Origin of the sequence: Actinomadura sp. NTSP31, from assembly GCF_041951385.1 — a bacterium.
Lineage (GTDB): Bacteria > Actinomycetota > Actinomycetes > Streptosporangiales > Streptosporangiaceae > Spirillospora > Spirillospora napierensis.
Genome location: NZ_JBGNUT010000024.1, coordinates 70,552 through 94,882, shown reverse-complemented (window position 1 = coordinate 94,882; position 24,331 = coordinate 70,552). Strand labels below are relative to the sequence as shown.

Annotated in this window: 37 protein-coding genes; 35 read left to right on the top strand and 2 right to left on the bottom strand. The window is 69.2% G+C overall.

The annotated features are described in order from the left end of the window. The first annotated feature begins 58 nt into the window (after positions 1–58). The 31 genes from ACA514_RS33500 (at position 59) to ACA514_RS33350 (ending at position 21,079) form a co-directional block, all read left to right on the top strand. The gene (locus tag ACA514_RS33500; RefSeq protein ID WP_375045268.1) at positions 59–1,039 is read left to right on the top strand and encodes an aldo/keto reductase; all 981 of its coding nucleotides are present in this window, start codon (positions 59–61) and stop codon (positions 1,037–1,039) included. Between the two features lie 243 nt (positions 1,040–1,282). Next, complete coding sequence (locus tag ACA514_RS33495) at positions 1,283–2,962, top strand: hypothetical protein (RefSeq protein ID WP_375045267.1); 1,680 nt, start codon at positions 1,283–1,285, stop codon at positions 2,960–2,962. A 512-nt stretch (positions 2,963–3,474) separates the two neighbouring features. Next, entirely contained in the window at positions 3,475–3,849 is a 375-nt protein-coding gene (rpsL, locus tag ACA514_RS33490) for a 30S ribosomal protein S12 (RefSeq protein ID WP_030176166.1), read from the top strand. Beyond that, positions 3,849–4,319 carry a 30S ribosomal protein S7 gene (rpsG, locus tag ACA514_RS33485; RefSeq protein WP_285920162.1) on the top strand — a complete coding sequence of 157 codons (471 nt, stop codon included), beginning with the start codon at positions 3,849–3,851 and terminating at the stop codon, positions 4,317–4,319. The genes rpsL and rpsG overlap by 1 nt, the downstream gene beginning before the upstream one ends. 48 nt (positions 4,320–4,367) lie before the next feature. Continuing rightward, positions 4,368–6,479 carry an elongation factor G gene (gene fusA / locus ACA514_RS33480; protein WP_375045266.1) on the top strand — a complete coding sequence of 704 codons (2,112 nt, stop codon included), beginning with the start codon at positions 4,368–4,370 and terminating at the stop codon, positions 6,477–6,479. Positions 6,480–6,563: 84 nt separating this feature from the next. Then, a complete protein-coding gene (tuf, locus tag ACA514_RS33475; protein ID WP_344266584.1) occupies positions 6,564–7,757 on the top strand; it encodes an elongation factor Tu in 1,194 nt (397 codons plus the stop codon). A 106-nt stretch (positions 7,758–7,863) separates the two neighbouring features. After that, positions 7,864–8,172 (top strand): 30S ribosomal protein S10, encoded by a 309-nt coding sequence (rpsJ, locus tag ACA514_RS33470; protein ID WP_018657599.1) that lies wholly within the window; start codon positions 7,864–7,866, stop codon positions 8,170–8,172. Between the two features lie 14 nt (positions 8,173–8,186). Next, on the top strand, positions 8,187–8,837 hold the full coding sequence (gene rplC, locus ACA514_RS33465) for a 50S ribosomal protein L3 (RefSeq protein ID WP_375045265.1): 651 nt from the start codon (positions 8,187–8,189) through the stop codon (positions 8,835–8,837). After that, a complete protein-coding gene (rplD, locus tag ACA514_RS33460; RefSeq protein WP_375045264.1) occupies positions 8,834–9,436 on the top strand; it encodes a 50S ribosomal protein L4 in 603 nt (200 codons plus the stop codon). Before rplC ends, rplD begins: the two co-directional genes overlap by 4 nt. A gap of 12 nt (positions 9,437–9,448) precedes the next feature. Beyond that, entirely contained in the window at positions 9,449–9,748 is a 300-nt protein-coding gene (gene rplW, locus ACA514_RS33455) for a 50S ribosomal protein L23 (protein WP_285920176.1), read from the top strand. A gap of 44 nt (positions 9,749–9,792) precedes the next feature. After that, positions 9,793–10,626 (top strand): 50S ribosomal protein L2, encoded by an 834-nt coding sequence (rplB, locus tag ACA514_RS33450; RefSeq protein ID WP_375045263.1) that lies wholly within the window; start codon positions 9,793–9,795, stop codon positions 10,624–10,626. Between the two features lie 12 nt (positions 10,627–10,638). Then, positions 10,639–10,920, top strand: coding sequence for a 30S ribosomal protein S19 (gene rpsS, locus ACA514_RS33445; protein ID WP_067807019.1), 282 nt, complete (start codon positions 10,639–10,641; stop codon positions 10,918–10,920). A gap of 28 nt (positions 10,921–10,948) precedes the next feature. After that, entirely contained in the window at positions 10,949–11,326 is a 378-nt protein-coding gene (gene rplV / locus ACA514_RS33440; RefSeq protein WP_375045262.1) for a 50S ribosomal protein L22, read from the top strand. Further along, complete coding sequence (gene rpsC / locus ACA514_RS33435; RefSeq protein WP_375045261.1) at positions 11,326–12,213, top strand: 30S ribosomal protein S3; 888 nt, start codon at positions 11,326–11,328, stop codon at positions 12,211–12,213. Before rplV ends, rpsC begins: the two co-directional genes overlap by 1 nt. Before the next feature lie 7 nt (positions 12,214–12,220). Further along, the gene (rplP, locus tag ACA514_RS33430) at positions 12,221–12,640 is read left to right on the top strand and encodes a 50S ribosomal protein L16 (protein WP_375045260.1); all 420 of its coding nucleotides are present in this window, start codon (positions 12,221–12,223) and stop codon (positions 12,638–12,640) included. Beyond that, positions 12,640–12,882, top strand: coding sequence for a 50S ribosomal protein L29 (gene rpmC / locus ACA514_RS33425; protein ID WP_151545534.1), 243 nt, complete (start codon positions 12,640–12,642; stop codon positions 12,880–12,882). Before rplP ends, rpmC begins: the two co-directional genes overlap by 1 nt. Then, on the top strand, positions 12,879–13,148 hold the full coding sequence (gene rpsQ, locus ACA514_RS33420) for a 30S ribosomal protein S17 (protein ID WP_285920925.1): 270 nt from the start codon (positions 12,879–12,881) through the stop codon (positions 13,146–13,148). Before rpmC ends, rpsQ begins: the two co-directional genes overlap by 4 nt. Positions 13,149–13,257: 109 nt before the next feature. Next, on the top strand, positions 13,258–13,626 hold the full coding sequence (gene rplN, locus ACA514_RS33415; RefSeq protein ID WP_021596728.1) for a 50S ribosomal protein L14: 369 nt from the start codon (positions 13,258–13,260) through the stop codon (positions 13,624–13,626). Beyond that, positions 13,626–13,934 (top strand): 50S ribosomal protein L24, encoded by a 309-nt coding sequence (gene rplX, locus ACA514_RS33410; protein ID WP_151545532.1) that lies wholly within the window; start codon positions 13,626–13,628, stop codon positions 13,932–13,934. Before rplN ends, rplX begins: the two co-directional genes overlap by 1 nt. Positions 13,935–13,939: 5 nt before the next feature. Continuing rightward, complete coding sequence (gene rplE / locus ACA514_RS33405; protein ID WP_344282839.1) at positions 13,940–14,515, top strand: 50S ribosomal protein L5; 576 nt, start codon at positions 13,940–13,942, stop codon at positions 14,513–14,515. A gap of 8 nt (positions 14,516–14,523) precedes the next feature. After that, a complete protein-coding gene (locus tag ACA514_RS33400) occupies positions 14,524–14,709 on the top strand; it encodes a type Z 30S ribosomal protein S14 (protein WP_018657585.1) in 186 nt (61 codons plus the stop codon). A gap of 139 nt (positions 14,710–14,848) precedes the next feature. Then, on the top strand, positions 14,849–15,247 hold the full coding sequence (gene rpsH / locus ACA514_RS33395; protein WP_375045329.1) for a 30S ribosomal protein S8: 399 nt from the start codon (positions 14,849–14,851) through the stop codon (positions 15,245–15,247). 16 nt (positions 15,248–15,263) lie between these two features. Beyond that, complete coding sequence (rplF, locus tag ACA514_RS33390) at positions 15,264–15,800, top strand: 50S ribosomal protein L6 (RefSeq protein ID WP_375045259.1); 537 nt, start codon at positions 15,264–15,266, stop codon at positions 15,798–15,800. A 2-nt stretch (positions 15,801–15,802) separates the two neighbouring features. After that, the gene (gene rplR, locus ACA514_RS33385) at positions 15,803–16,189 is read left to right on the top strand and encodes a 50S ribosomal protein L18 (protein WP_375045258.1); all 387 of its coding nucleotides are present in this window, start codon (positions 15,803–15,805) and stop codon (positions 16,187–16,189) included. Between the two features lie 34 nt (positions 16,190–16,223). After that, on the top strand, positions 16,224–16,847 hold the full coding sequence (gene rpsE, locus ACA514_RS33380) for a 30S ribosomal protein S5 (RefSeq protein WP_372442255.1): 624 nt from the start codon (positions 16,224–16,226) through the stop codon (positions 16,845–16,847). Then, entirely contained in the window at positions 16,844–17,026 is a 183-nt protein-coding gene (gene rpmD, locus ACA514_RS33375) for a 50S ribosomal protein L30 (protein WP_375045257.1), read from the top strand. The genes rpsE and rpmD overlap by 4 nt, the downstream gene beginning before the upstream one ends. A 1-nt stretch (position 17,027) precedes the next feature. Continuing rightward, complete coding sequence (gene rplO, locus ACA514_RS33370; protein ID WP_375045256.1) at positions 17,028–17,510, top strand: 50S ribosomal protein L15; 483 nt, start codon at positions 17,028–17,030, stop codon at positions 17,508–17,510. Positions 17,511–17,726: 216 nt separating this feature from the next. Then, positions 17,727–19,022 (top strand): preprotein translocase subunit SecY, encoded by a 1,296-nt coding sequence (gene secY, locus ACA514_RS33365; RefSeq protein ID WP_375045328.1) that lies wholly within the window; start codon positions 17,727–17,729, stop codon positions 19,020–19,022. Next, positions 19,022–19,672, top strand: a complete 651-nt coding sequence (locus ACA514_RS33360; RefSeq protein WP_375045255.1) for an adenylate kinase — start codon at positions 19,022–19,024, stop codon at positions 19,670–19,672. The genes secY and ACA514_RS33360 overlap by 1 nt, the downstream gene beginning before the upstream one ends. Before the next feature lie 109 nt (positions 19,673–19,781). Further along, a complete protein-coding gene (gene map / locus ACA514_RS33355; RefSeq protein ID WP_375045254.1) occupies positions 19,782–20,594 on the top strand; it encodes a type I methionyl aminopeptidase in 813 nt (270 codons plus the stop codon). A 38-nt stretch (positions 20,595–20,632) separates the two neighbouring features. Next, positions 20,633–21,079: a DUF1707 domain-containing protein gene (locus ACA514_RS33350; RefSeq protein ID WP_375045253.1), complete on the top strand. Its 447-nt coding sequence runs from the start codon at positions 20,633–20,635 to the stop codon at positions 21,077–21,079. 4 nt (positions 21,080–21,083) lie between these two features. Here ACA514_RS33350 and ACA514_RS33345 read toward each other — a convergent pair whose 3' ends face one another. Next, positions 21,084–21,899 (bottom strand): phosphodiesterase, encoded by an 816-nt coding sequence (locus tag ACA514_RS33345; RefSeq protein ID WP_375045252.1) that lies wholly within the window; start codon positions 21,897–21,899, stop codon positions 21,084–21,086. Positions 21,900–22,064: 165 nt separating this feature from the next. After that, on the bottom strand, positions 22,065–22,622 hold the full coding sequence (locus ACA514_RS33340) for a hypothetical protein (protein ID WP_375045251.1): 558 nt from the start codon (positions 22,620–22,622) through the stop codon (positions 22,065–22,067). 257 nt (positions 22,623–22,879) lie between these two features. Here ACA514_RS33340 and infA point away from each other — a divergent pair, with 257 nt between their 5' ends. The 4 genes from infA (at position 22,880) to rpsK (ending at position 24,326) form a co-directional block, all read left to right on the top strand. Continuing rightward, on the top strand, positions 22,880–23,101 hold the full coding sequence (gene infA / locus ACA514_RS33335) for a translation initiation factor IF-1 (RefSeq protein WP_018657567.1): 222 nt from the start codon (positions 22,880–22,882) through the stop codon (positions 23,099–23,101). A gap of 66 nt (positions 23,102–23,167) precedes the next feature. Then, positions 23,168–23,281 (top strand): 50S ribosomal protein L36, encoded by a 114-nt coding sequence (rpmJ, locus tag ACA514_RS33330; RefSeq protein ID WP_018657566.1) that lies wholly within the window; start codon positions 23,168–23,170, stop codon positions 23,279–23,281. Positions 23,282–23,495: 214 nt separating this feature from the next. After that, the gene (rpsM, locus tag ACA514_RS33325; protein WP_375045250.1) at positions 23,496–23,876 is read left to right on the top strand and encodes a 30S ribosomal protein S13; all 381 of its coding nucleotides are present in this window, start codon (positions 23,496–23,498) and stop codon (positions 23,874–23,876) included. A 48-nt stretch (positions 23,877–23,924) separates the two neighbouring features. Continuing rightward, entirely contained in the window at positions 23,925–24,326 is a 402-nt protein-coding gene (gene rpsK, locus ACA514_RS33320) for a 30S ribosomal protein S11 (RefSeq protein WP_021596710.1), read from the top strand. The last annotated feature ends 5 nt before the right edge of the window (positions 24,327–24,331 follow it).

Below are 24,331 nucleotides of genomic sequence, written 5' to 3'. Positions count from 1 at the left end.
TTGGCGGTCGGGGGCTCGGCGGTGCACCGTGGAGGGCGCTGAGGCGAGAGGAGAAGTCATGGAACAGGTGCGGCTCGGGACGACGGGGACCAGGGTCTCGCGGATCTGCCTGGGGATGATGAGCTACGGCGACCCCGAGCAGCGCCGTTGGGCGCTGGACGAGAAGGCCGCGGAGCCGATCGTCCGGAGGGCGGTCGAGGCGGGCGTGACGTTCTTCGACACCGCCGACATGTACTCGCGGGGCGCGAGCGAGATCATTACCGGGCACCTGCTGGCGAAGCTGTTCCCGCGCCGGGAGGACTACGTCCTCGCGACCAAGGTCTGCCTTCCCATGGGCGACGGGCCCAACGACAAGGGGCTGTCCCGCAAGCACATCATGGCGGCCATTGACGACTCCCTGCGGCGACTGGGCACCCACTATGTGGACCTCTACCAGATCCATCGCTGGGACTACGAGACGCCCATCGAGGAGACCATGGAGGCCCTCAACGACGTGGTGCACGCGGGCAAGGCGCGGTACATAGGCGCGTCCAGCATGTTCGTGTGGCAGTTCGCCAAGGCGCAGCACGTGGCCGAGAAGCACGGGTGGACGAAGTTCGCCACGATGCAGAACCATTACAACGTGCTGTACCGCGAGGAGGAGCGGGAGATGAACCCGTTCTGCGCCGACCAGGGCGTCGGGCTCGTCCCGTGGAGCCCCCTCGCGCGCGGGCGGCTGGCGGGGAACCGCGATCGCGGCGGGCAGGCCAACACGGTGCGGGCCGGCAACGACGCCTACGGCGACATGATTTACGACGAGGCCGACTTCGACGTCATCGACGTCGTCCGCGAGGTGGCGGGGGAGAAGGGCGTCCCCATGGCGCAGGTCGCGCTCGCGTGGCTGCTCGGGCGCCCGGGGGTGACGGCCCCGATCGTCGGCGCGACGAAGACCGCGCACATCGACGACGCGATCGCGGCGGCAGGGCTCACACTGGACGACAAGGACGTCGAGCGGCTGGAGGCGCCGTACCGCCCGCATCCGGTCCGCGGGCACGAATGACCGGGGCGGGGGCGTTCGCGCTGGTGGGACGCCCGGCCGGAACGTACCGCTGGTGCCGGGCGTCGAACTGGGGCGATGATTTGCGATACCACCGGCTATCGGGGCAGGCTGGAGGCCAGAACGCCCACGGGCGGTCAGACCGCCACGGGACGAGACGAGTGACAGATCCGGGGACCGCACGGCGGATCCCCGGGCGACCGGGACTCAGGAGCCCCGGGACGACGGCGCTGAAGGAGCCCGACGATGACCGAGAATGACGGCACGCAGGGACCGCAGCGGCCGTTGCCGGAGGACGAGGGCCGCGAGGCCCCCGAGGAGCGGGGCGAGCCTCCCGCGCGTCCGCTGGGCGACCGGACCGTGGTGTTCGGCGCCCCGCAGTTGGGCGGCGCGGCCGGCGGGCAGCGGCCCCAGGCGCCGCAGGAGCCCGGTGAGCCGGAGCGGCGGACGCCCCCGCCGCCCCCGACGATGGTCGAGCAGCCGATGCCGCAGTACGGCGAGCAGCAGCAGCCGCCGCCTCCGCAGCAGTACGGCGCCCCCCAGTACGAGCAGCAGGAGCAGCCGTACGGGCAGCAGCCCTACGGGACGCCTCCGGGCCCGGGCGGCTTCCCGCCGCCCCAGGAGCAGCAGTACGGCGGCCCCCAGGGCCAGCAGTACGGGCAGCAGCCGGAACAGCAGTACGGCCAGCCGCAGCAGGGGTACCCGCAGCAGCCGATGCACGGCGCGCCCCAGTACGAGCAGCAGCAGGAGCAGCAGCCGTACGGCCAGCCGCCGTTCGGCGGCCAGCCCGGGTACGCGCCGCCGGCCGAGCCGCGCGCGCCCGAGGCCGGGACGCCCGCCGAGCAGGCGCCCCCGGCCCCCGGGCAGCCGCAGGAGGGCGGCACCGACCGGACCCTGATCGTCCCCGGTCCCGGCACCGGACCGCAGGAGCCCGAGCGGCCGCAGCGTCCCCCGGTGGACGACCAGGCCACGCTGCACTGGTCGCCCGGCACCGACGTCCCCGTCGCGACCGGGCCCGAGCGCCGGCAGGAGCCGCCCGCCGAGCCGTGGCAGGCGCCCGTCCCGCCGTCGACGCCCGAGCCGTGGTCGCCGGAGGGTTCGCAGCCGGGCCGGCCCGGGCAGGGACAGCCGGGGCAGGGGCAGAGCGACCACGAGCGGACGATGATGGTGCCGCCGCCCGACTCCGGCTTCGGCGGCGCCCCGCAGGCGGAGGAGCCGCCCGCGTACGGCGCGCCGGGCGGCCGGGGCGTCGAGGACGCCCGCCCGACCGAGGCGTTCGACCCGTCCGCGCAGGCGCAGGGACGGCACGCCGCGGAGCCGTCCGGGGGGATGGCCGAGCACACCCGCCTGGACATCGGGCAGCAGTCGTGGCAGCCGCAGGCCCAGCAACAGCCCCAGGCGGGCGCGCAGCCGTTCGGCCAGCAGGACTACGGGCAGCAGCAGGAGTACGGCCAGCAGCAGGGTGCGCAGCAGTTCGGCCAGCAGGGCGAGCAGCAGCAGTACGGCGCCCAGCCGTTCGGTGCCCCGCAGGACCAGCAGCAGTACGGCCAGCAGCCCGGCCAGCAGTACGGCGGGCAGCAGGAGTACGGCCAGCAGGAGTACGGCCGCCAGCAGGGCCAGCAGGGCCAGCAGGGCTACGGCCAGCAGCAGGAGTACGGGCAGCAGCAGGACTTCGGCCAGCAGCAGGGTGCGCAGCAGTTCGGCCAGCAGGGCGAGCAGCAGCAGTACGGCGGCCAGTCCCCGTTCGGCCAGCCGGGCCAGCCCGCCCAGCAGGGGCAGTTCGGCCAGCCGGGACAGTACGGTCAGCCGTCCACGTACGGGGCGGACGAGGGCAAGAGCGGCAAGAGCAACACGCTGCTCTACGTCATCGGCGGCGTCGTGGGCGCGGTGATCGTGATCGTGCTGGTCGTCGCGTTCCTGCTCTAGGGCGCCCCGGCCCGGGGCCGGCGTAAAACCTCGTCGACGTCTTCCCCAACGGCCGGGATGTGGGACACAATGCCGACGGGTCTTCCCGCCTCCGCGGCGGGAACATCCGTCGGCATTCTCCCGTTGATCTAGACGGTGAGTCGGCTACCGGGGCCCTCCCGGGCTTGCGCCGGAAGGGGCCCGCACGGTAGTGCGCTGCTCGCTTTGCACTTTCGCGGAGCGGTCGGTAACCTCTTCACTTGTGCCCGCTGTATGCGGGCCGCTATGCGTGCGCGCCGGCAGGGTCCGAGTTGGGACCGGCTCAGCGCCGCAACCACTCCCCGGCTTGATTCGGCCCGTTCATGGGCCGGGCGGTCTGTGTCGGTTGGTCGCGGGCAATGCTCCGTGATCCGGCGACACGCCCGACCGCGTGGGTCGGAGAGGTCGGGAAACCGGCAGGTCACAGCCTCGCCTGAGGTGGTGATTGCAGCAAAAAGACTTACCGGCTCGGTACGAGGGAAGACGGAGACGCGGTGCCCACGATCCAGCAGCTGGTCCGAAAGGGCCGCCAGGACAAGGTGACCAAGAACAAGACGCCCGCGCTGAAGGAGAGCCCCCAGCGGCGGGGCGTCTGCACGCGCGTCTACACGACGACGCCCAAGAAGCCGAACTCCGCGCTTCGCAAGGTCGCCCGTGTCCGGCTGACCAGCGGGATTGAGGTCACGGCCTACATCCCCGGCGTCGGTCACAACCTGCAGGAGCACTCGATCGTGCTCGTGCGCGGCGGCCGTGTGAAGGACCTCCCGGGTGTTCGGTACAAGATCATCCGCGGGTCGCTCGACACCCAGGGCGTCCGCAATCGCAAGCAGGCGCGCAGCAAGTACGGCGCGAAGAAGGAGAAGAGCTGATGCCGCGCAAGGGCCCTGCTGGCAAGCGCCAGCTGATCGCTGACCCGGTGTACAACTCGCCGCTGGTCACCGCGCTCATCAACAAGATTCTCCTGGACGGCAAGCGCTCCATCGCGCAGCGCATCGTGTACGAGGCTCTCGAGGGCGCCCGCGAGAAGACCGGCAACGACCCGGTCGTCACGCTGAAGCGCGCGCTCGACAACGTGAAGCCGACCCTGGAGGTCCGCAGCCGCCGCGTCGGTGGCGCGACCTACCAGGTCCCCGTCGAGGTGCGGCCGGCCCGCAGCACCACCCTGGCCCTGCGCTGGCTGGTGGTGTACGCCCGGCAGCGTCGTGAGAAGACCATGACCGAGCGGCTGATGAACGAGCTGCTCGACGCGAGCAACGGCCTCGGCGCGTCTGTGAAGAAGCGCGAGGACACCCACAAGATGGCGGAGTCCAACAAGGCCTTCGCCCACTACCGCTGGTAACCCCGGCGGGTTGAGAACGACGAGACGACGCGAGGACGCGAGGACACTGTGGCTACCAAAACCGGTGTAGACCTGGCCAAGGTCCGCAACATCGGGATCATGGCCCATATCGACGCTGGCAAGACCACGACGACCGAGCGGATCCTGTACTACACGGGCATCAGCTACAAGATCGGCGAGGTCCACGACGGCGCCGCCACCATGGACTGGATGGAGCAGGAGCAGGAGCGGGGGATCACCATCACCTCCGCCGCCACCACCTGCGAATGGCCCGTCGACGACGTCAAGCACACGATCAACATCATCGACACCCCCGGGCACGTCGACTTCACCATCGAGGTGGAGCGCAACCTGCGGGTGCTCGACGGCGCGGTCGCGGTGTTCGACGGTGTCGCCGGCGTGGAGCCGCAGTCCGAGACGGTGTGGCGGCAGGCCGACCGCTACGGCGTGCCCCGCATGTGCTTCGTCAACAAGCTCGACCGGGTCGGCGCCGAGTTCCACCGCTGCGTCGACATGATCGAGAACCGTCTCAACGCGGTCCCGCTCGTGCTGCAGCTGCCGATCGGCGCCGAGGCCGACTTCAAGGGCGTCATCGACCTGGTGAACATGAAGGCCCTCGTGTGGAACGAGGAGGCCAAGCTCGGCGAGATGTACGACACGGTCGACATCCCCGAGACGCACGCCGAGTCGGCCCGCGAGTGGCACGACAAGCTGGTCGAGACGCTCGCCGAGAACGACGACGAGATCATGGAGCTCTTCCTGGAGGGCAACGAGCCCACCGTGGAGCAGCTGCACGCCGGCATCCGGCGCGCGACGATCGCCGCCGCCGTGACGCCGGTGACCTGCGGCACCGCCTTCAAGAACAAGGGCGTGCAGCCGCTGCTGGACGCGATCGTCCGCTACCTGCCCTCGCCGCTGGACGTCGAGGCCATCGAGGGCCACGCCGTCCGCGACGAGGAGAAGGTCCTCACCCGCCGGCCGAGCGAGGACGAGCCGTTCTCCGCGCTCGCCTTCAAGATCGCCAGCGACCCGCACCTGGGCAAGCTCACCTTCGTCCGCGTGTACTCCGGCGTGCTGGAGTCCGGCGCGAACGTGATGAACTCCGTCAAGGAGCGCAAGGAGCGCATCGGCAAGATCTACCGGATGCACGCCAACAAGCGCACCGAGATCGAGCGCGCGGGCGCCGGCGACATCGTCGCGGTGATGGGCCTCAAGCAGACCACCACCGGTGAGACGCTGTGCGACGAGAAGTCCCCGATCGTCCTCGAGTCGATGAACTTCCCGGCGCCGGTCATCCACGTGGCGATCGAGCCGAAGACCAAGGCCGACCAGCAGAAGCTGGGCACCGCGATCCAGCGGCTGGCCGAGGAGGACCCGTCCTTCCAGGTCCGCTCGGACGAGGACACCGGCCAGACCGTCATCTCCGGCATGGGCGAGCTCCACCTGGAGATCCTCGTCGACCGGATGAAGCGGGAGTTCAAGGTCGACGCCAACGTCGGCAAGCCGCAGGTGGCCTACCGCGAGACCATCAGCAAGAAGGTCGAGAAGGTCGAGTACACCCACAAGAAGCAGACGGGCGGCTCCGGCCAGTTCGGCCGCGTGATCATCGACCTGGAGCCGCTCGGCGGCGGGTCCGACGGTTACGAGTTCGAGAACAAGGTCACCGGTGGCCGCATCCCGCGGGAGTACATCCCGTCGGTCGACGCGGGCTGCCAGGAGGCCGCGGAGTTCGGCGTCCTCGCCGGCTACCCGATGGTGGGCGTCAAGGTCACCCTGCGAGACGGCGCTTACCACGAGGTCGACTCGTCGGAGATGGCGTTCAAGGTCGCCGGTTCCATGGCGTTCAAGGAGGCCGCCCGCAAGGCGTCCCCCACGCTGCTGGAGCCGATGATGGCCGTCGAGGTCACCACGCCCGAGGACAACATGGGCGACGTGATCGGCGACCTCAACAGCCGCCGCGGCCAGGTCCAGTCCATGGACGAGCGGAGCGGGATGCGCGTCATCAAGGCGCTCGTGCCGCTGTCCGAGATGTTCGGCTACGTGGGTGATCTGCGCAGCAAGACCCAGGGCCGGGCTGTCTTCACGATGCAGTTCGACTCCTACGCCGAGGTTCCGGGGAACGTCGCGCAGGAGATCATCGCCAAGGCGCGGGGCGAGTAGTACCCGGGCCTGCCCACAGATCACACCAGACGTACATCGAAGCGGTCGTTCCAGACGGCCGAGGATCGCAACAAGGAGCAACCAGTGGCGAAGGCCAAGTTCGAGCGGACGAAGCCGCACGTGAACATCGGCACCATCGGACACATCGACCACGGTAAGACCACGCTTACCGCGGCGATCACCAAGGTGCTCCACGACAAGTACCCGGACCTCAACCCGTACACGCCGTTCGAGGACATCGACAAGGCTCCCGAGGAGCGCGAGCGCGGGATCACGATCTCCATCGCGCACGTCGAGTACCAGACCGAGTCCCGGCACTACGCGCACGTGGACTGCCCCGGTCACGCGGACTACATCAAGAACATGATCACCGGTGCGGCGCAGATGGACGGCGCCATCCTGGTGGTCGCCGCGACCGACGGCCCGATGCCGCAGACCAAGGAGCACGTGCTCCTGGCCCGCCAGGTCGGCGTCCCCTACATCGTCGTCGCGCTGAACAAGTGCGACATGGTGGACGACGAGGAGATCCTGGAGCTCGTCGAGCTCGAGGTCCGCGAGCTGCTGTCGGAGTACGAGTTCCCGGGCGACGACGTTCCCGTGGTCCGCGTGTCCGCCTACCAGGCGCTGCAGGGCGACGAGAAGTGGGCCGCCACGATCGGCGAGCTGATGGACGCCGTCGACGAGAACGTGCCGGAGCCGGTCCGCGACATCGACAAGCCGTTCCTGATGCCGATCGAGGACGTCTTCTCGATCACCGGCCGCGGCACGGTCGTGACCGGCCGCATCGAGCGCGGTGTCATCAACGTCAACGAGACCGTCGACATCATCGGCATCAAGAACGAGACCAGCTCGACCACGGTCACCGGTGTCGAGATGTTCCGCAAGCTGCTCGACCAGGGCCAGGCGGGCGACAACGTCGGCCTGCTGCTGCGCGGCACCAAGCGCGAGGACGTCGAGCGCGGCCAGTGCGTCATCAAGCCGGGCACCACGACCCCGCACACCGAGTTCGAGGCGCAGGTCTACATCCTGTCCAAGGACGAGGGCGGCCGGCACACGCCGTTCTTCAACAACTACCGTCCGCAGTTCTACTTCCGGACCACGGACGTGACCGGCGTGGTGAACCTCCCCGAGGGCACCGAGATGGTCATGCCGAGCGACAACACCGAGATGCGCGTCGAGCTGATCCAGCCCGTCGCCATGGAGGAGGGCCTGAAGTTCGCCATCCGCGAGGGCGGCCGGACGGTCGGCTCGGGTCGCGTCACCAAGGTCATCAAGTAACACCCTCTCGTGAGCGGCGGCCCGGGCCGCCCCTGGGCACCCCGGGCCGCCGCGTCACGATCCTGAAGTAACCAGCGGCACTACAGCAAAGGACACCGAGGCCACCATGGCGGGACAGAAGATCCGCATCCGGCTCAAGGCCTACGACCACGAGGTCATCGACACCTCCGCGAAGAAGATCGTTGAGACGGTGACGCGGACGGGCGCCAAGGTCGCGGGCCCGGTGCCGCTGCCGACCGAGAAGAACGTGTACTGCGTCATCCGCTCGCCGCACAAGTACAAGGACAGCCGCGAGCACTTCGAGATGCGCACGCACAAGCGGTTGATCGACATCATCGACCCGACGCCCAAGACGGTCGACTCGCTGATGCGGCTCGACCTTCCGGCCGGCGTTGACATCGAGATCAAGCTCTGAGGGACGCACCAGACATGAGTACGCAGAGGAAGGGCGTCCTGGGCGAGAAGCTCGGCATGACCCAGGTCTTCGACGATGAGGGCCGGATCGTTCCGGTGACCGTCGTCCAGGCCGGGCCGTGTGTCGTCACGCAGCTCCGCACCCAGGAGAAGGACGGCTACACCGCCGTCCAGCTCGGGTACGGGCAGATCGACCCGCGCAAGGTGAACAAGCCGCGCACGGGTCACTTCGAGAAGGCCGGCGTCACGCCGCGCCGCTACCTCGTCGAGCTGCGCTCCGCCGACACCACCGAGTTCGAACTCGGCCAGGAGATCACCGCTGGCGTCTTCGAGGCCGGCCAGAAGATCGACGTCACCGGCACGAGCAAGGGCAAGGGCACCGCGGGCGTCATGAAGCGGCACGGCTTCAAGGGCCTCAGCGCCTCGCACGGCACCCAGCGCAAGCACCGTTCGCCGGGGTCGATCGGCGGCTGCGCGACCCCCGGTCGCGTCTTCAAGGGCCTCCGCATGGCGGGACGGCACGGCAACGCCCGGACCACCGTGCAGAACCTGACCCTCCACGCCGTCGACGCGGAGAAGAACCTGCTGCTCATCAAGGGCGCGGTTCCCGGTCCCAACGGCGCCGTGGTGCTGGTCCGCGACGCAGTGAAGGGGACGGGCAAGTGACTTCGAAGATCGACATCGAGCTGCCCGCGGAGGTCTTCGACGCGAAGACCAGCGTGCCGCTGATCCACCAGGTCGTGGTGGCGCAGCTGGCCGCGGCGCGGCAGGGGACGCACTCGACCAAGACGCGCGGCGAGGTGTCCGGCGGCGGCAAGAAGCCGTACCGGCAGAAGGGCACCGGCCGGGCCCGCCAGGGCTCGACGCGGGCGCCGCAGTTCGCCGGCGGCGGCGCGGTGCACGGCCCGCAGCCGCGGGACTACTCGCAGCGGACGCCCAAGAAGATGAAGGCCGCCGCGCTGCGCGGCGCCCTGTCGGACCGCGCCCGCTACGGCCGGGTGCACGTCGTCGACAGCATCATCGAGGGCGACACCCCGAAGACGAAGACGGCGCTGGCGGCGCTGCGCTCGGTCACCGAGGCCAAGCGCGTCCTCCTGGTCCTGGACCGCGAGGACGAGCTGACCTGGAAGAGCCTGCGCAACGAGCCGAGCGTGCACGTGATCGTCTCGGACCAGCTCAACACCTATGACGTGCTGGTGAACGATGACGTCGTCTTCACGCAGAAGGCGTACGACGAGTTCATCTCGCGCGCGGCGAAGAAGTAAGGAGGGTCGCTCATGAACAAGATCGCCGACCCCCGCGACGTCATCATCGCGCCGGTCGTCTCGGAGAAGAGCTACGGGCTGCTGGACGAGAACAAGTACACGTTCGTGGTCCGCACCGACGCCAACAAGACGCAGATCAAGCAGGCCGTCGAGTCGGTGTTCGGCGTCAAGGTGACGAACGTGAACACGCTCAACCGGTCCGGCAAGCGCAAGCGCACCCGGTTCGGCTACGGCAAGCGCAAGGACACCAAGCGCGCCATCGTCAGCCTCGCCGAGGGCGAGCGGATCGACATCTTCGGCGGTCCGGCCTAAGCGGCCGGAGCCGTCCGAAGACTGAAAAGGGATGAACGAAAAAGATGGGCATCCGTAACTACAAGCCGACGACTCCGGGTCGTCGCGGCTCCAGCGTGGCCGACTTCGTCGAGGTCACGCGCCGTGAGCCGGAGAAGTCGCTGCTGCGTCCGCTCCCCAAGAAGGGCGGCCGCAACAACCACGGCCGCATCACGACCCGGCACCAGGGCGGCGGCCACAAGCGCGCCTACCGCGTGATCGACTTCCGCCGGCACGACAAGGACGGCGTCCCGGCGAAGGTCGCGCACATCGAGTACGACCCGAACCGCACGGCGCGCATCGCGCTGCTGCACTACGCCGACGGTGAGAAGCGCTACATCCTCGCGCCGCGGAACCTGCGCCAGGGCGACCGCGTCGAGAACGGGGCGGGCGCGGACATCAAGCCGGGCAACTGCCTGCCGCTGCGCAACATCCCGACGGGTACCGTCATCCACGCCATCGAGCTGCGGCCCGGCGGCGGCGCCAAGATCGCCCGCAGCGCGGGCGCGGGCGTCCAGCTGCTGGCCAAGGAGGGCAAGTACGCCACGCTGCGCATGCCCTCCGGCGAGATGCGGATGGTGGACGTGCGCTGCCGCGCGACGGTCGGCGAGGTCGGGAACGCCGAGCAGTCGAACATCAACTGGGGCAAGGCCGGCCGGATGCGGTGGAAGGGCAAGCGCCCGACCGTCCGCGGTGTGGCCATGAACCCGATCGACCACCCGCACGGTGGTGGTGAGGGCAAGACCTCCGGTGGCCGGCACCCGGTGAACCCGAACGGTAAGAAGGAAGGCCGCACTCGCCAGGCGAACAAGTCGAGCGACCGGCTGATCGTCCGTCGTCGCAGCAAGAAGAAGCGGTAGGAGTCGCTCGTCATGCCACGTAGCCTTAAGAAGGGCCCCTTCGTGGACGACCACCTGATGAAGAAGGTGGACGTCCAGAACGAGAAGGGCACCAAGAACGTCATCAAGACGTGGTCCCGGCGCTCCATGATCGTGCCGGACATGATCGGTCACACGATCGCCGTGCACGACGGCCGCAAGCACGTGCCGGTGTTCATCACCGACGCCATGGTGGGTCACAAGCTCGGCGAGTTCGCGCCGACGCGGACGTTCCGCAGCCACGTCAAGGAAGACCGCCGCAGCCGTCGCGGCTGAGCGGGCACGTAGGAGAGAGGGAACAGCGATGGAAGCCAGGGCCCAGGCGCGGTTCATCCGCGTCACGCCCATGAAGGCCCGCCGCGTGGTGGACCTCATCCGCGGCCTGCCCGCCGCGGAGGCGCAGGCGGTGCTGCGGTTCGCCCCCCAGGCCGCCAGTGAGCCGGTGGGCAAGGTGCTGGCCAGTGCCATTGCCAACGCCGAGCACAACTTCAAGCTCGACACGGGCACGCTCGTCGTGAGCAGCGCGTGGGTCGACGAGGGGCCGACGCTGAAGCGTTTCCGCCCCCGCGCCCAGGGTCGGGCCTACCGCATCAACAAGCGCACGAGCCACATCACCGTGGTCGTCGCCCCGAAGGACGAGGTCGCTTCGGCCGGCGGTAAGAAGACGAGGAGGGCCCGGTAGTGGGTCAGAAGATCAACCCGCACGGGTTCCGGCTCGGGGTCACGACCGACCACAAGTCCGTGTGGTTCGCCACGAAGCTGTACAAGGACTACGTCAAGGAAGACGTCCAGATCCGGCGCATGCTGCAGAAGGGCATGGACCGGGCGGGCATCTCCAAGGTGGAGATCGAGCGGACCCGCGACCGGGTCGAGGTCAACATCCACACCGCCCGGCCGGGCATCGTGATCGGCCGCCGCGGCGCGGAGGCCGAGCGCCTCCGGGGCGACCTGGAGAAGCTCACCGGCAAGCAGGTCCGGCTGAACATCCTCGAGGTGAAGAACCCCGAGATCGACGCGCAGCTCGTCGCGCAGGGCGTGGCCGAGCAGCTGTCCAGCCGGGTCGCGTTCCGCCGCGCCATGCGCAAGGCGATCCAGTCGGCGATGAAGTCGGGCGCCAAGGGCATCAAGGTCCAGTGCGGCGGCCGCCTCGGCGGCGCCGAGATGTCGCGGTCGGAGTTCTACCGCGAGGGCCAGGTCCCGCTGCACACGCTGCGCGCCGACATCGACTACGGGTTCTACGAGGCCCGGACGACGTTCGGCCGCATCGGCGTGAAGGTGTGGATCTACAAGGGCGAGGCCGCGGCGACGCGCGCCGAGCGCGAGCAGAAGGCCGCGCAGCAGCGCGCCGCGGGCGGTGGCGGCGGTGGCCGTGAGCGCCGCGGTGGCGGCGGCGGTGGCGGCGAGCGCCGCGGCGGCGGTCGCGGCGGACGCGGCGGACGCGGCGGCGAGGCCCGCGGCGGCGCCCGCGGCGGCGAGGCCCGCGGCGGCGACGCCGCGCCGAAGCAGCAGCAGAGTTCCGAGCAGCCGGCGCAGACGGCCGAGGCTGCTCCGCAGGGTGAGGGGAGCTGAGTAACCCATGCTGATCCCTCGCAAGGTCAAGCACCGCAAGCAGCACCACCCGAGGCGTCGCGGCCAGGCCAAGGGCGGCACCAAGGTGACGTTCGGCGAGTACGGCATCCAGGCGGTCGAGGCCGCCTACGTGACGAACCGGCAGATCGAGGCCGCGCGTATCGCGATGACCCGCCACATCAAGCGTGGCGGCAAGGTCTGGATCAACATCTTCCCGGACCGTCCGCTGACCAAGAAGCCGGCGGAGACCCGGATGGGCTCCGGCAAGGGCTCCGTGGAGTGGTGGGTCGCGAACGTCAAGCCGGGCCGCGTGCTGTTCGAGATCTCCTACCCGAGCGAGCAGATCGCCCGCGAGGCGCTGACCCGCGCGATCCACAAGCTTCCCATGAAGTGCAAGATCGTTAAGCGAGAGGTGGGTGAGTCCTGATGGCCAAGGGTCTTACCGCCGACGACCTGCGGACCGAGCCCGAGGACGTTCTGGTCACCAAGCTGAAGGAGGCGAAGGAGGAGCTGTTCAACCTCCGCTTCCAGGCCGCGACCGGCCAGCTTGAGAGCCACGGGCGGCTGCGCACCGTCAAGCGCGAGATCGCCCGCATCTACACCGTGATGCGGGAGCGCGAGCTCGGCATCGTCACGGTCGCCGAGGACGCCGTGGAGGGCACCGAATGACCGAGCAGACCAAGGCGCGGAGCAGCCGCAAGGTCCTGGAGGGCCTCGTGGTCAGCGACAAGATGGACAAGACCGTGGTCGTGTCCGTCGAGGACCGCGTGAAGCACGCCAAGTACCACAAGGTGATCCGCCGCACGAAGAACTACAAGGCGCACGACGAGGCCAACGAGTGTGGCGTCGGCGACCGCGTCCGTCTCATGGAGACCCGCCCGCTGTCGGCGAGCAAGCGCTGGCGCGTGGTGGAGATCCTCGAGAAGGCCAAGTAGGAGCCGCAAGGCCCCTGCGGGACGCAGTCCCGCAATTGAACACCGATGGTTCCACCAGGCTCCTCGGACGAGGTCCGAGAGAGAACCGGTGTGACGAACAGGAGTTGACGTGATCCAGCAGGAGTCGCGACTCAAGGTCGCCGACAACACGGGTGCGAAGGAGATCCTCTGCATCCGCGTTCTCGGCGGCTCGGGTCGGCGCTACGCGGGAGTCGGCGACATCATCGTCGCGACGGTGAAGGACGCCCTTCCCGGCGCGGGCGTGAAGAAGGGTGACGTCGTCAAGGCGGTCGTCGTGCGCACCCGCAAGGAGCGCCGGCGCCCGGACGGCTCCTACATCCGCTTCGACGAGAACGCCGCGGTCCTGATCAAGGACGGCGGGGACCCCCGTGGCACCCGCATCTTCGGCCCGGTGGGCCGCGAACTGCGCGAGAAGAAGTTCATGCGCATCATCTCGCTCGCGCCGGAGGTGCTGTGATGAAGATCCGCAAGGGCGACGAGGTCGTCGTCATCGCCGGCAAGGACAAGGGCGCCACGGGCAAGGTCCTGCGCGTCCTCCCGCGCGAGGACCGCGTGGTCGTCGAGGGCGTCAACCTCATCACCAAGAACATCAAGGCCGACCAGCAGCGTGCCGGCAAGGAGAGCGGCCGCGTGACGGTCGAGGCGCCGCTGCACGTCAGCAACGTCGCGCTCGCCGAGGACGGCAAGCCGGTCCGGGTCGGCTACCGCATCAACGAGGACGGCACGAAGGTTCGGATCTCGCGCCGTAGCGGTAAGGAGATCTGAGACCGATGACCGAGACCGTCACCGAGCGTCCCGTCCCGCAGCCGAGGCTCAAGCTCCGCTACCGCGAGGAGATCGCGAAGCAGATGCAGGAGCAGTTCGGCTACGCCAACGTCATGCAGATCCCCGGTCTGACCAAGATCGTGGTCAACATGGGCGTCGGCGACGCGGCCAAGGACGCCAAGCTGATCGAGGGCGCGATCCGCGACCTGTCGCTGATCACCGGCCAGAAGCCGGCCGTGAACCGGGCCCGCAAGTCCATCGCGCAGTTCAAGCTGCGCGAGGGCATGCCGATCGGCGCGCACGCCACGCTGCGCGGCGACCGGATGTGGGAGTTCCTGGACCGGCTGCTGGCCACCGCGCTGCCCCGCATCCGCGACTTCCGCGGCCTGTCGCCGAAGCAGTTCGACGGCAACGGCAACTACACCTTCGGGCTGACCGAGCAGGTCATGTTCCACGAGGTCGACCCGGACAAGATCGACCGGACGCGGGGCATGGACATCACGGTCGTGACGTCCGCGAAGACCGATGACGAGGGCCGGGCGCTGCTCAAGCTCCTGGGCTTCCCCTTCAAGGAGAGCTGAGCAGACACATGGCGAAGAAGTCGCTGATCGCCAAGGCGGCGCGGAAGCCGAAGTTCGGCGTGCGCGCGTACACTCGTTGCTCGCGCTGCGGGCGCCCGCGTTCGGTCTACCGGAAGTTCGGCCTGTGCCGTGTGTGCTTCCGGGAGATGGCCCACCGCGGCGAGCTGCCTGGCATCACCAAGTCCAGCTGGTAGGAGCCTCCCCCCGGCGACGGGGGGAGCCCGCCGGCTTGTATCAACCACCGGGCATCCGCGAGGGTGCCCACGACCGCGCCAAAGGTCCACGGGCCCACATCGACCCGAGGAAACCGTGGCGAGGGAGGGCCAGCAGGCCATGACGATGACCGACCCGATCGCAGACATGTTGACGCGTCTGCGGAACGCGAATTCGGCGTACCACGACTCGGTGGCGATGCCGTACTCGAAGATCAAGGCGCACATCGCCGAGATCCTCCAGCAGGAGGGCTACATCTCGGGCTGGAGCGTGGAGGACGCCGAGGTCGGCAAGAAGCTCACCATCGAGCTGAAGTTCGGCCCGACCCGCGAGCGTTCGATCGCCGGCATCAAGCGCGTCTCGAAGCCGGGTCTGCGCGTGTACGCGAAGAAGGACAACCTGCCGAGGGTCCTGGGCGGACTGGGCGTCGCGATCATCTCGACGTCCTCCGGCCTGATGACCGACCGGCAGGCGGGCAAGCGCGGCGTGGGCGGCGAAGTCCTCGCCTACGTCTGGTGAGGGGAGGGCTCTAACAATGTCGCGAATCGGACGTCTCCCCATCACCGTGCCCAGCGGCGTCGAGGTCAGCCTCGACGGCCGGGAGGTCACCGTCAAGGGGCCGAAGGGCACGCTGTCGCACACGGTCGCCGAGCCGATCGAGGTGTCGATGGAGGACGGCCAGGTCTCGGTGACCCGGCCGAACGACATCAACACGGTGCGCGCCCTGCACGGGCTCACCCGCTCGTTGATCAACAACATGGTCGTCGGTGTGACCGACGGCTACAAGAAGACGCTGGTCATCCAGGGCGTCGGCTACCGCGTGGTGGCCAAGGGCAAGAACCTGGAGTTCTCGCTCGGCTACAGCCACCCGATCACGGTCGAGCCCCCGGAGGGCATCACCTTCACGGTGGAGCGGCCGACCCAGCTGACCGTCGAGGGCATCGACAAGCAGAAGGTCGGCGAGGTCGCCGCCAACATCCGCAAGCTGCGCAAGCCCGACCCGTACAAGGGCAAGGGCGTGCGGTACGAGGGCGAGCAGATCCGCCGCAAGGTCGGAAAGGCTGGTAAGTAGTCATGGCAGGCACCAAGACCCTGGCCGCGAAGGCCACGTCGGCGCGGGCCAAGTCCCGCAAGCGCCGGCACCTGCGGGTCCGGAAGAAGGTCGTGGGCAGCGCCGCGCGGCCTCGCCTGGTCGTGACCCGCTCCACCAGGCACGTGTTCGTCCAGGTCATCGACGACAGCAAGGGCCACACGCTGGCCTACGCCTCGACGATGGAGGCGGACCTGCGCGCCGACTCCGCCGACAAGACGGCCAAGTCCCGCAGGGTCGGCGAGCTCGTCGCCCGGCGGGCCAAGGAGGCCGGCGTCTCCGCGGTCGTGTTCGACCGCGGCGGCAACAAGTACCACGGCCGCATCGCCGCCGTCGCGGAGGGTGCGCGCGAGGGGGGCCTGGAGCTTTGATGGCCCTCAACGAGGCAAACGAGAGGAACCACTGATGGCAGCGCAGAGGCGTGGTGGCGGTCAGGGTGGCGACCGTCGCGACGGCCGCCGCGACGACCGCCGCGGTGGCGCCGACAAGGGCCAGTCGTACATCGAGAAGGTCGTGGCGATCAACCGTGTCGCCAAGGTCGTCAAGGGCGGTCGCCGGTTCAGCTTCACCGCCCTGGTGATCGTCGGTGACGGCAACGGCACCGTCGGCGTCGGCTACGGCAAGGCCAAGGAGGTGCCCGCGGCGATCGCCAAGGGCGTCGAGGAGGCCAAGAAGCACTTCTTCAAGGTGCCGCGGATCCAGGGCACCATCCCGCACCTGGTGCAGGAGCGGGACGCGGCGGGCGAGGTCCTGCTGCGGCCGGCCGCCCCCGGTACCGGCGTGATCGCCGGTGGCCCGGTGCGCGCGGTGCTGGAGTGCGCGGGCATCCACGACGTGCTGAGCAAGTCGCTGGGCAGCGACAACGCGATCAACATCGTGCACGCCACGATCGCGGGGCTGAAGGCGCTGAAGCGTCCGGAGGAGATCGCGGCCAAGCGCGGCCTGCCGATCGAGGACGTCGCTCCGGCGGCCATGCTGCGCGCTCGCGCGGCGGGCAGCGAGCCGAGGGCGGAGGCCGCGACCTCATGACGAACCTGAGGATCACGCAGAAGAAGTCCGTGATCAGTGAGAAGCAGAACCAGCGTGACACGCTGCGCACCCTCGGCCTGAAGAAGATCGGGCAGAGCGTGGTCCGCGAGGACCGCCCCGAGGTGCTCGGCATGATCCGGACGGTGGCCCACCTGGTCACCGTCGAGGAGGTCGACTGACATGGCCGCCGATCTGGAGAAGGGCGCCGCGGGTTCGGACGGCGCCCCGCTGAAGATCCACGACCTGCGTCCCGCCCCCGGCTCCAACCGGGCCAAGATCCGCAAGGGTCGGGGCGAGGCGTCCAAGGGCAAGACCGCGGGCCGCGGCACCAAGGGCACCAAGGCCCGCAACACGGTGCCGGTCGGGTTCGAGGGCGGGCAGATGCCGCTGATCCGCCGGGTGCCGAAGCTGAAGGGCTTCAAGAACCCGAACCGGGTCGAGTTCCAGGTGGTGAACCTGGACAAGCTCGCCGACCTCTACCCCGAGGGCGGCGAGGTCACCGCCGAGGACCTGGCGGCCAAGGGCGCGGTGCGCCGCGGCCGGCCGGTGAAGATCCTCGGTACCGGCGAGATCTCCGTGGCCGTGCAGGTGAAGGCGCACGCCTTCTCCGGCAGCGCCAAGGAGAAGATCGCCGCCGCCGGCGGGACCGCCGACGAGCTGTAGGGCGACACCTTCGATGCCGGGGCCGTCTTCGCCTTGCACCGCGGGCCGTAGGGCCCGCGGGGCGGGCGGGGCGGCCCCGGTCTCATCTGCTGTTAGAGTCACACCGGCGGGAGCGACGCGCGTGAGATTGCCCACGATCTTCGATTCCGCCGGACCTCATGGACCTGTAACCGGCCCCTCGGCGGCCATGATCTCGCCAGTCGCGCAGGAGGAATGGTGCTGACCGCGTTCACTCGGGCTTTCCGTACGCCCGACCTGCGTAAGAAGCTGTTGTTCACGTTGTTCATGATCCTGGTGTTCCGGATCGGGGCGACCCTTCCGACGCCGAACGTGAACGTGAGCGTGCTGAAGTCGACCGCGGACGCGGCGAAGAAGAGCAACCAGCTCTACGGCCTCGTCGACCTGTTCAGCGGCGGCGCGCTGCTGAAGCTGTCGGTGTTCGCGCTGGGGATCATGCCGTACATCACGGCGAGCATCATCCTGCAGCTGCTGACCGTGGTGATCCCCCGGCTGGAGGCCCTCAAGAAGGAGGGCCAGGCCGGCACGACGAAGATCACCCAGTACACCCGGTACCTGACGATCGGGCTGGGCATCCTGCAGGCGACCGGCATCGTGGCGATGGCGAGCACGGGGCAGCTGTTCCAGGGCCAGTCGGGCAGTGACGACATCCTGTACGACACCGGCGTGTTCCCGATCGTCACCATGGTGATCTGCATGGTGGCGGGCACCTCGGTGATCATGTGGCTGGGCGAGCTGATGACCGACCGCGGCGTCGGCAACGGCATGTCGATCCTGATCTTCACGCAGGTGGTGGCGGTCTTCCCGTCCCAGTTCTGGAGCATCTACAAGGCCAAGGGCGGGTTCGTCTTCGCGCTGGTGATCATCGTCGGCCTGGCGATCATGGCGGGCGTGGTCTTCGTCGAGCAGGCGCAGCGCCGCATCCCGGTGCAGTACGCCAAGCGGATGGTGGGCCGGCGGATGTACGGCGGCACCTCGACCTACATCCCGCTGAAGGTGAACCAGGCGGGCATCATCCCGGTGATCTTCGCCTCATCGCTGCTCTACCTGCCGGTGCTGGCGACGCAGCTGTGGCCGAACACGACGTGGCTGCAGAAGGTGCAGCCCTACCTGCAGCAGGACAACCCCTGGCACATGGGGATCTTCTTCGTCTTCATCATCTTCTTCACCTACTTCTACGTGGCGATCACCTTCAACCCCACTGAAGTGGCCGACAACATGAAGAAGTATGGTGGATTCATCCCAGGTATCCGTCCTGGCCGGCCGACCGCCGAGTACCTCGACTACGTGCTGACCCGGATCACCACACCCGGTGCGCTCTACCTGGGGCTCGTCGCCCTGATCCCCATGGTGGCGTTCGCACTCCTGAACGCGACCCAGAACTTCCCCTTCGGCGGCACGAGCATCCTCATCGTCGTCGGCGTCGGACTGGATACCGTGAAGCAGATCGAGAGTCAGCTACAGCAGCGCAACTACGAGGGCTTCCTCCGGTAGTGCGTATCGTGCTGGTGGGCCCCCCGGGAGCGGGCAAGGGGACGCAGGCCCAGTTCATCGCATCTCATCTGTCCATCCCGAAGATCTCGACAGGTGACATCTTCCGCGCCAACGTGAGCGGCGGTACCGAGCTCGGCCGGCAGGCCAAGCAGTACATGGACCGCGGCGACCTCGTCCCCGACGAGGTGACCATCGCGATGGTGCGCGACCGGCTGGCCGAGGACGACGCGCGCGACGGGTTCCTGCTCGACGGGTTCCCGCGCAACGTCCCGCAGGCCGAGACGCTGAAGAAGATCCTCGCCGAGTGGGACACCCGCCTGGACATCGTGCTGGAACTGGTCGTCGACGAGGACGAGGTCGTCCGGCGGCTGTCGGGCCGGCGCACCTGCGACAAGTGCGGCCGGATCTGGCACGTCGACTTCGACGACAAGCAGGACGACGTCTGCGACGACTGCGGCGGCCGGCTCTTCCAGCGTGACGACGACAAGGAAGAGGTCGTCATGCACCGGCTGGAGGTGTACCGGCACGACACGTCGCCGCTGGTGCAGTTCTACGCCGACGAGAACATCCTCGTCGGCATCGACGCGACCGGGCCGGTCGAGGAGGTCACCAAGCGCGCCCTCGCCGCGCTCCGCCCCCTGGAGAGGTAGGGGGAGGGAGCCGGGGGCCGCGCGGCGGCCCCCGACCCCGGCACGGTGCTCGCATCCGTCCGCCGGGACCGCCCGTGGCGGTCCCGGCGGTTTCGCTTGAGGGGGAGAGATGTTCAAACGGCGCAGGCCCGCGATCCAGGTGAAGACGCCGGAGCAGATCGAGAAGATGCGCGCGGCGGGGCTGCTCGTCGGCCGCACGCTGGAGGTGCTGCGGGACGCGGTCAAGCCCGGGATCAGCACCAAGGACCTGGACGAGGTCGCCGAGCGGCACATCCGCGACAACGGCGGGGTCCCCTCGTTCCTCGGCTACCACGGCTTCACCGGGACGATCTGCGCGTCCGTCAACGAGGAGATCGTGCACGGCATCCCGCGCCCGGACAAGATCCTCCAGGACGGCGACATCATCTCGCTGGACTGCGGCGCGATCGTGGACGGCTGGCACGGCGACGCCGCGATCACCGTCCCGGTGGGGGAGACCACCGCGGAGCGGCGGCGGCTGCTGGAGGTCACCGAGGCGTCCCTGTGGCACGGTCTGGCGGCCGGCAGGGCCGGGGCGCGCCTCACCGACATGTCCCACGCGATCGAGTCCCACATCCGCTCTCAGGGCTCCTACGGCATCGTCGAGGGCTACGGCGGGCACGGCATCGGCACCGAGATGCACATGGACCCGCTGATCCCGAACCACGGCGCGCCCGGCCACGGCCCCGTGCTGGAGGTCGGGATGTGCTTCGCGGTCGAGCCGATGGTCAACCTCGGCACCAAGGAGACCCTGGAGCTCGAGGACGGCTGGACGGTGATCACCACCGACGGCCGGTCCTCCGCGCACTTCGAGCACACGTTCGCGGTCACCCCGGACGGCCCCCGCGTCCTCACGGCGCTCGACGAGGGCCGGGAGTGGTTCGCCCGGCTCGAAGTAGGCTGACGGTAGGCACAGCCGTGGCATGAGAGCGGAGGGGATCGATGGCTCCGAACCCTGACATCCGGGCATCGGACGCCGATCGCGACCGGGTGGCGGCGAGCCTTCGCGAGCACTGCGCGGAGGGCCGGATCACGATGGACGAGATGCACGAGCGGCTCGAGTCCACGTACGCGGCCAAGACCCTGGGCGATCTGCAGGAGGTCACCTCCGACCTCCCCGAGCAGGATCTCTTCCAGTACCCCATCCCTGCGTCGCACCCCAACAGCGCCGCCGCCCCGGCGACCCGGCGCTCCGGTGCCGACCTGGACCGGCTGGGCGGACGGGCGGTCTGGGCGACGTGGGCGGCCGTCAGCGCGATCAACCTCGCCGTGTGGCTGGCCCTCGCCGTCACGGGCACCTTCGTCTACCCGTGGTGGATCTGGGTGGCCGGGCCGTGGGGCGCCCTGCTGCTCGTGCGCACGATCTTCGGCCCGCGGGGACCCCGCTGACCGGCTACTCCACGTCCATCAGCGGGCGGTAGTTCCCGGTCGGCACGAAATGCGTCGTCGCCGCGCCGTCGTCGGTCACCAGGTGCACCGCGAACCCGGCGGGCTCCCCGGTCACCGCGGCCCGCCCGGGATGCGTCAGGTCCAGGAACAGCTGCCGGTAGGTGCTCGGGCACGTCGTGCTGACCGTCCCCGCCAGCGACCCCACCGACCCCCGGTGCACGTGCCCCGAGATGATCCGCACCACCTGCGGATGCCGGCCGATCACCTTGGCGAACCCGGCCGGGTCGACGAACCGCATGTCGTCGATGAACCTGATCCCGATCGGGAACGGCGGATGGTGCGTCGCGACCACCGTGGGCGTCGCCGGCGCGGCCCCGAGCGTCTCGTCCAGCCAGGAGAGCCGCTCCTCGCTCATGTGCCCGTGCGGATGGCCGTCGACCGTCGTGTCGCAGCACACCAGCCGCACGCCCGCCACGTCCACCGCGTACTGGACGGGCGCCTGCGGCGCGGACCCGGTGTCGACCACCGCCGGATGGTCGGCGAACGCGGCGCGCATCGCGTCGCGGTCGTCGTGGTTGCCGGGCATCGGGTAGACCGCCATCGGCAGCGGCGACAGCAGCGCGTGCAGCCGGGCGTACTCCTCGGGCCGCCCGCCGTCGGCGAGGTCGCCGGTCAGCACCAGCGCGTCCGGCCGCGCCGGCAGCGCCAGCAGGCTGGACACCGCCGCGCGCAGCGCCCGCACCGGCCCCGAGCCGTCGTCCACCCCGCCGTCCGGTCCGGCGGCCAGATGGATGTCGCTCAGCTGCGCGATGATCGCCATCGATCCTCCCCTCACCAGGGCACGTCCCAGCACATCACGGCCCCGTCTCCGGGAAACCCCCGGCCCGGTCCGCAGACGATCTTCGCGCCCCGGCGCCCCCCTGTCGAACCGGCCGCGGTGCCGCCGCGCACCGGCCACGCGCACCGCCCGCGCGACGCCCCGGCCTCAGGCCACGTGCGGGATGACCAGGGAGAGGGCGGAGGTGACGTCCTCGGGGGCGGGGGCGACGTCGGGGACGACGTCGCGCAGGGCCAGCCAGCCGTTGATGGCCTGGACGGTCGGCTTGGCCTCGACGAGCTGCGGGTCGTCGATGCCGTACCAGGCGGCGACCTTCGACCAGCGCCACAGCCGGTGGCCGGCGGTGGAGATCTCCGACGCGGGGAAGCCGGTGGTGCCGCGGGCGCCGGTGATCGCGTGCCGGACCGAGTCCGCGGACCGGCCGACGCGGTCGGCGATGTCGCGGATCGTCAGCAGCGGGTCGGCCTCGACCTGGAGCACGTGCAGGCCCTCGGCGCTGGCCTCGACGTGCTCGACGACCTCCATGATCGCGGCGGCCAGGGTGGGGCCCTGCCAGCCGCAGGAGGCGTTCCCCGGACGGTCCGCGTGCTGCGGCTCGCTGATGACCGAGACGGTGACCGCGCCGTGCGTCCGGTCGAACAGCGGGTCCAGCTCGTCCTCGTAGAGGGGACGGCTCAGGATCAGCGCGAAGTCATAGCTCGGCATGCTGACCCTCCTCGGACGTATCTCTTCTGAAAGGTACAACGCGGAGGCGGGGTATGCTTGACTCGGAAGCAGTCTCCGGACCCATATCATGCGTTGATTTCGCATTCGGCGGTTCGGTGACGTAGACTGCTGTGCCGGTCCGTTGTCGGCCGCCTGTTCCCCTTGTTCTCGATGCGTCCGCGTCGTGGCCTGGGCGCGGCCGTGCCCCTCACGGGGCGGACCGGGTCCAATGAGCCGATCAGCGAAGCGCGGAGGACATGCCCAAGAAAGAAGGGGCCATCGAGATCGAGGGCACCGTCATCGAGTCCCTCCCGAACGCCATGTTCCGGGTGGAGCTCGACAACGGGCACAAGGTGCTCGCCCACATCAGCGGCAAGATGCGGATGCACTACATCCGGATCCTGCCGGACGACCGCGTTGTTGTGGAGCTGAGTCCCTACGACCTCACGCGCGGTCGGATCGTCTACCGCTACAAGTAAATCCCACTGGGGTTGCCTTCCCCGTGCGTGGCGGCGCGGGGGTGACCCTTATCTCCAGGAGACCCAGTGAAGGTCAAGCCGAGCGTCAAGAAGATCTGCCAGAAGTGCCGCGTCATCCGCCGGCACGGCCGGGTCATGGTCATCTGCTCCGACCCGCGCCACAAGCAGCGCCAGGGCTGACCGGCACCAGCCGGAAAGCCCACAACAGCAAGCGCATCGCAGCCTTCGCACAGGTCGCCGTACAGCTCGCCCGGAATTCCCGGTGATCGGGTTGTACGGCACCACTGTGTGAAGGGGCCACCCTCGGACGACGGAGGCCGAGGCCGCCACCCGGGCAGGGTGTGTGCGGACGCGATGTGCCCATACCTCCGCGAAATGAAGGGAACTGCCCACGATGGCACGCCTCCTCGGCGTCGACCTCCCGCGCGAAAAGCGCCTCGAGGTCGCTCTCACCTACATCTTCGGCATCGGCCGGACCCGGGCCCTGGCGACCCTGGAGGGCACCGGCATCAGCGGTGACCTGCGGGTGCACCAGCTCGGCGACGACGAGCTGGTCAAGCTCCGCGACTGGATCGAGCAGAACTACCAGATCGAGGGCGACCTGCGCCGCGAGATCCAGTCGGACATCCGCCGCAAGATCGAGATCGGGTGCTACCAGGGCGTCCGGCACCGCCGCGGTCTGCCCGTCCACGGCCAGCGCACCCAGACCAACGCGCGCACCCGCAAGGGCAAGAAGAAGACCGTGGCCGGCAAGAAGAAGGCCGGCAAGAAGTAGTCCGGAGTCGGTCCTCCGGATCGATGACCTCAAGAGTAGAGAGAGCAGATGCCTCCTAAGAGCCGTGTCGGCGCCAAGAAGGTGCGCCGCAAGGAAAAGAAGAACGTCGCTCACGGGCACGCCCACATCAAGAGCACGTTCAACAACACGATCGTCTCGATCACCGACCCCAACGGCAACGTGATCTCCTGGGCCTCCTCGGGCCACGTGGGCTTCAAGGGCTCGCGCAAGTCGACCCCGTTCGCCGCGCAGCAGGCCGCCGAGGCCGCCGCCCGGCGCGCGATGGAGCACGGCATGCGCAAGGTCGACGTCTTCGTCAAGGGCCCCGGCTCCGGTCGCGAGACCGCGATCCGCTCGCTCCAGGCCACCGGCCTGGAGGTGGGCTCCATCCAGGACGTCACGCCCGTTCCGCACAACGGCTGCCGCCCGCCCAAGCGCCGGCGCGTCTGAGCCGT

What these genes read in the sequence shown, in the direction of transcription:
- rplP (WP_375045260.1), top strand. Translation starts at nt 12,221, where the DNA reads ATGCTGATCCCTCGCAAGGTCAAGCACCGCAAGCAGCACCACCCGAGG.
- ACA514_RS33340 (WP_375045251.1), bottom strand. Translation starts at nt 22,622, where the DNA reads ATGCCGAGCTATGACTTCGCGCTGATCCTGAGCCGTCCCCTCTACGAG.
- rplV (WP_375045262.1), top strand. Translation starts at nt 10,949, where the DNA reads ATGGAAGCCAGGGCCCAGGCGCGGTTCATCCGCGTCACGCCCATGAAG.
- rpsJ (WP_018657599.1), top strand. Translation starts at nt 7,864, where the DNA reads ATGGCGGGACAGAAGATCCGCATCCGGCTCAAGGCCTACGACCACGAG.
- rplC (WP_375045265.1), top strand. Translation starts at nt 8,187, where the DNA reads ATGAGTACGCAGAGGAAGGGCGTCCTGGGCGAGAAGCTCGGCATGACC.
- rplE (WP_344282839.1), top strand. Translation starts at nt 13,940, where the DNA reads ATGACCGAGACCGTCACCGAGCGTCCCGTCCCGCAGCCGAGGCTCAAG.
- rpsS (WP_067807019.1), top strand. Translation starts at nt 10,639, where the DNA reads ATGCCACGTAGCCTTAAGAAGGGCCCCTTCGTGGACGACCACCTGATG.
- rpsK (WP_021596710.1), top strand. Translation starts at nt 23,925, where the DNA reads ATGCCTCCTAAGAGCCGTGTCGGCGCCAAGAAGGTGCGCCGCAAGGAA.
- rplW (WP_285920176.1), top strand. Translation starts at nt 9,449, where the DNA reads ATGAACAAGATCGCCGACCCCCGCGACGTCATCATCGCGCCGGTCGTC.
- rpsE (WP_372442255.1), top strand. Translation starts at nt 16,224, where the DNA reads ATGGCAGCGCAGAGGCGTGGTGGCGGTCAGGGTGGCGACCGTCGCGAC.
- ACA514_RS33500 (WP_375045268.1), top strand. Translation starts at nt 59, where the DNA reads ATGGAACAGGTGCGGCTCGGGACGACGGGGACCAGGGTCTCGCGGATC.
- ACA514_RS33345 (WP_375045252.1), bottom strand. Translation starts at nt 21,899, where the DNA reads ATGGCGATCATCGCGCAGCTGAGCGACATCCATCTGGCCGCCGGACCG.
- rpsM (WP_375045250.1), top strand. Translation starts at nt 23,496, where the DNA reads ATGGCACGCCTCCTCGGCGTCGACCTCCCGCGCGAAAAGCGCCTCGAG.
- infA (WP_018657567.1), top strand. Translation starts at nt 22,880, where the DNA reads ATGCCCAAGAAAGAAGGGGCCATCGAGATCGAGGGCACCGTCATCGAG.
- ACA514_RS33495 (WP_375045267.1), top strand. Translation starts at nt 1,283, where the DNA reads ATGACCGAGAATGACGGCACGCAGGGACCGCAGCGGCCGTTGCCGGAG.
- rplX (WP_151545532.1), top strand. Translation starts at nt 13,626, where the DNA reads ATGAAGATCCGCAAGGGCGACGAGGTCGTCGTCATCGCCGGCAAGGAC.
- rpmD (WP_375045257.1), top strand. Translation starts at nt 16,844, where the DNA reads ATGACGAACCTGAGGATCACGCAGAAGAAGTCCGTGATCAGTGAGAAG.
- map (WP_375045254.1), top strand. Translation starts at nt 19,782, where the DNA reads ATGTTCAAACGGCGCAGGCCCGCGATCCAGGTGAAGACGCCGGAGCAG.
- rplO (WP_375045256.1), top strand. Translation starts at nt 17,028, where the DNA reads ATGGCCGCCGATCTGGAGAAGGGCGCCGCGGGTTCGGACGGCGCCCCG.
- rplR (WP_375045258.1), top strand. Translation starts at nt 15,803, where the DNA reads ATGGCAGGCACCAAGACCCTGGCCGCGAAGGCCACGTCGGCGCGGGCC.
- rpsQ (WP_285920925.1), top strand. Translation starts at nt 12,879, where the DNA reads ATGACCGAGCAGACCAAGGCGCGGAGCAGCCGCAAGGTCCTGGAGGGC.
- ACA514_RS33350 (WP_375045253.1), top strand. Translation starts at nt 20,633, where the DNA reads ATGGCTCCGAACCCTGACATCCGGGCATCGGACGCCGATCGCGACCGG.
- rplB (WP_375045263.1), top strand. Translation starts at nt 9,793, where the DNA reads ATGGGCATCCGTAACTACAAGCCGACGACTCCGGGTCGTCGCGGCTCC.
- rpsG (WP_285920162.1), top strand. Translation starts at nt 3,849, where the DNA reads ATGCCGCGCAAGGGCCCTGCTGGCAAGCGCCAGCTGATCGCTGACCCG.
- ACA514_RS33400 (WP_018657585.1), top strand. Translation starts at nt 14,524, where the DNA reads ATGGCGAAGAAGTCGCTGATCGCCAAGGCGGCGCGGAAGCCGAAGTTC.
- rpmC (WP_151545534.1), top strand. Translation starts at nt 12,640, where the DNA reads ATGGCCAAGGGTCTTACCGCCGACGACCTGCGGACCGAGCCCGAGGAC.
- rplF (WP_375045259.1), top strand. Translation starts at nt 15,264, where the DNA reads ATGTCGCGAATCGGACGTCTCCCCATCACCGTGCCCAGCGGCGTCGAG.
- rpsH (WP_375045329.1), top strand. Translation starts at nt 14,849, where the DNA reads ATGACGATGACCGACCCGATCGCAGACATGTTGACGCGTCTGCGGAAC.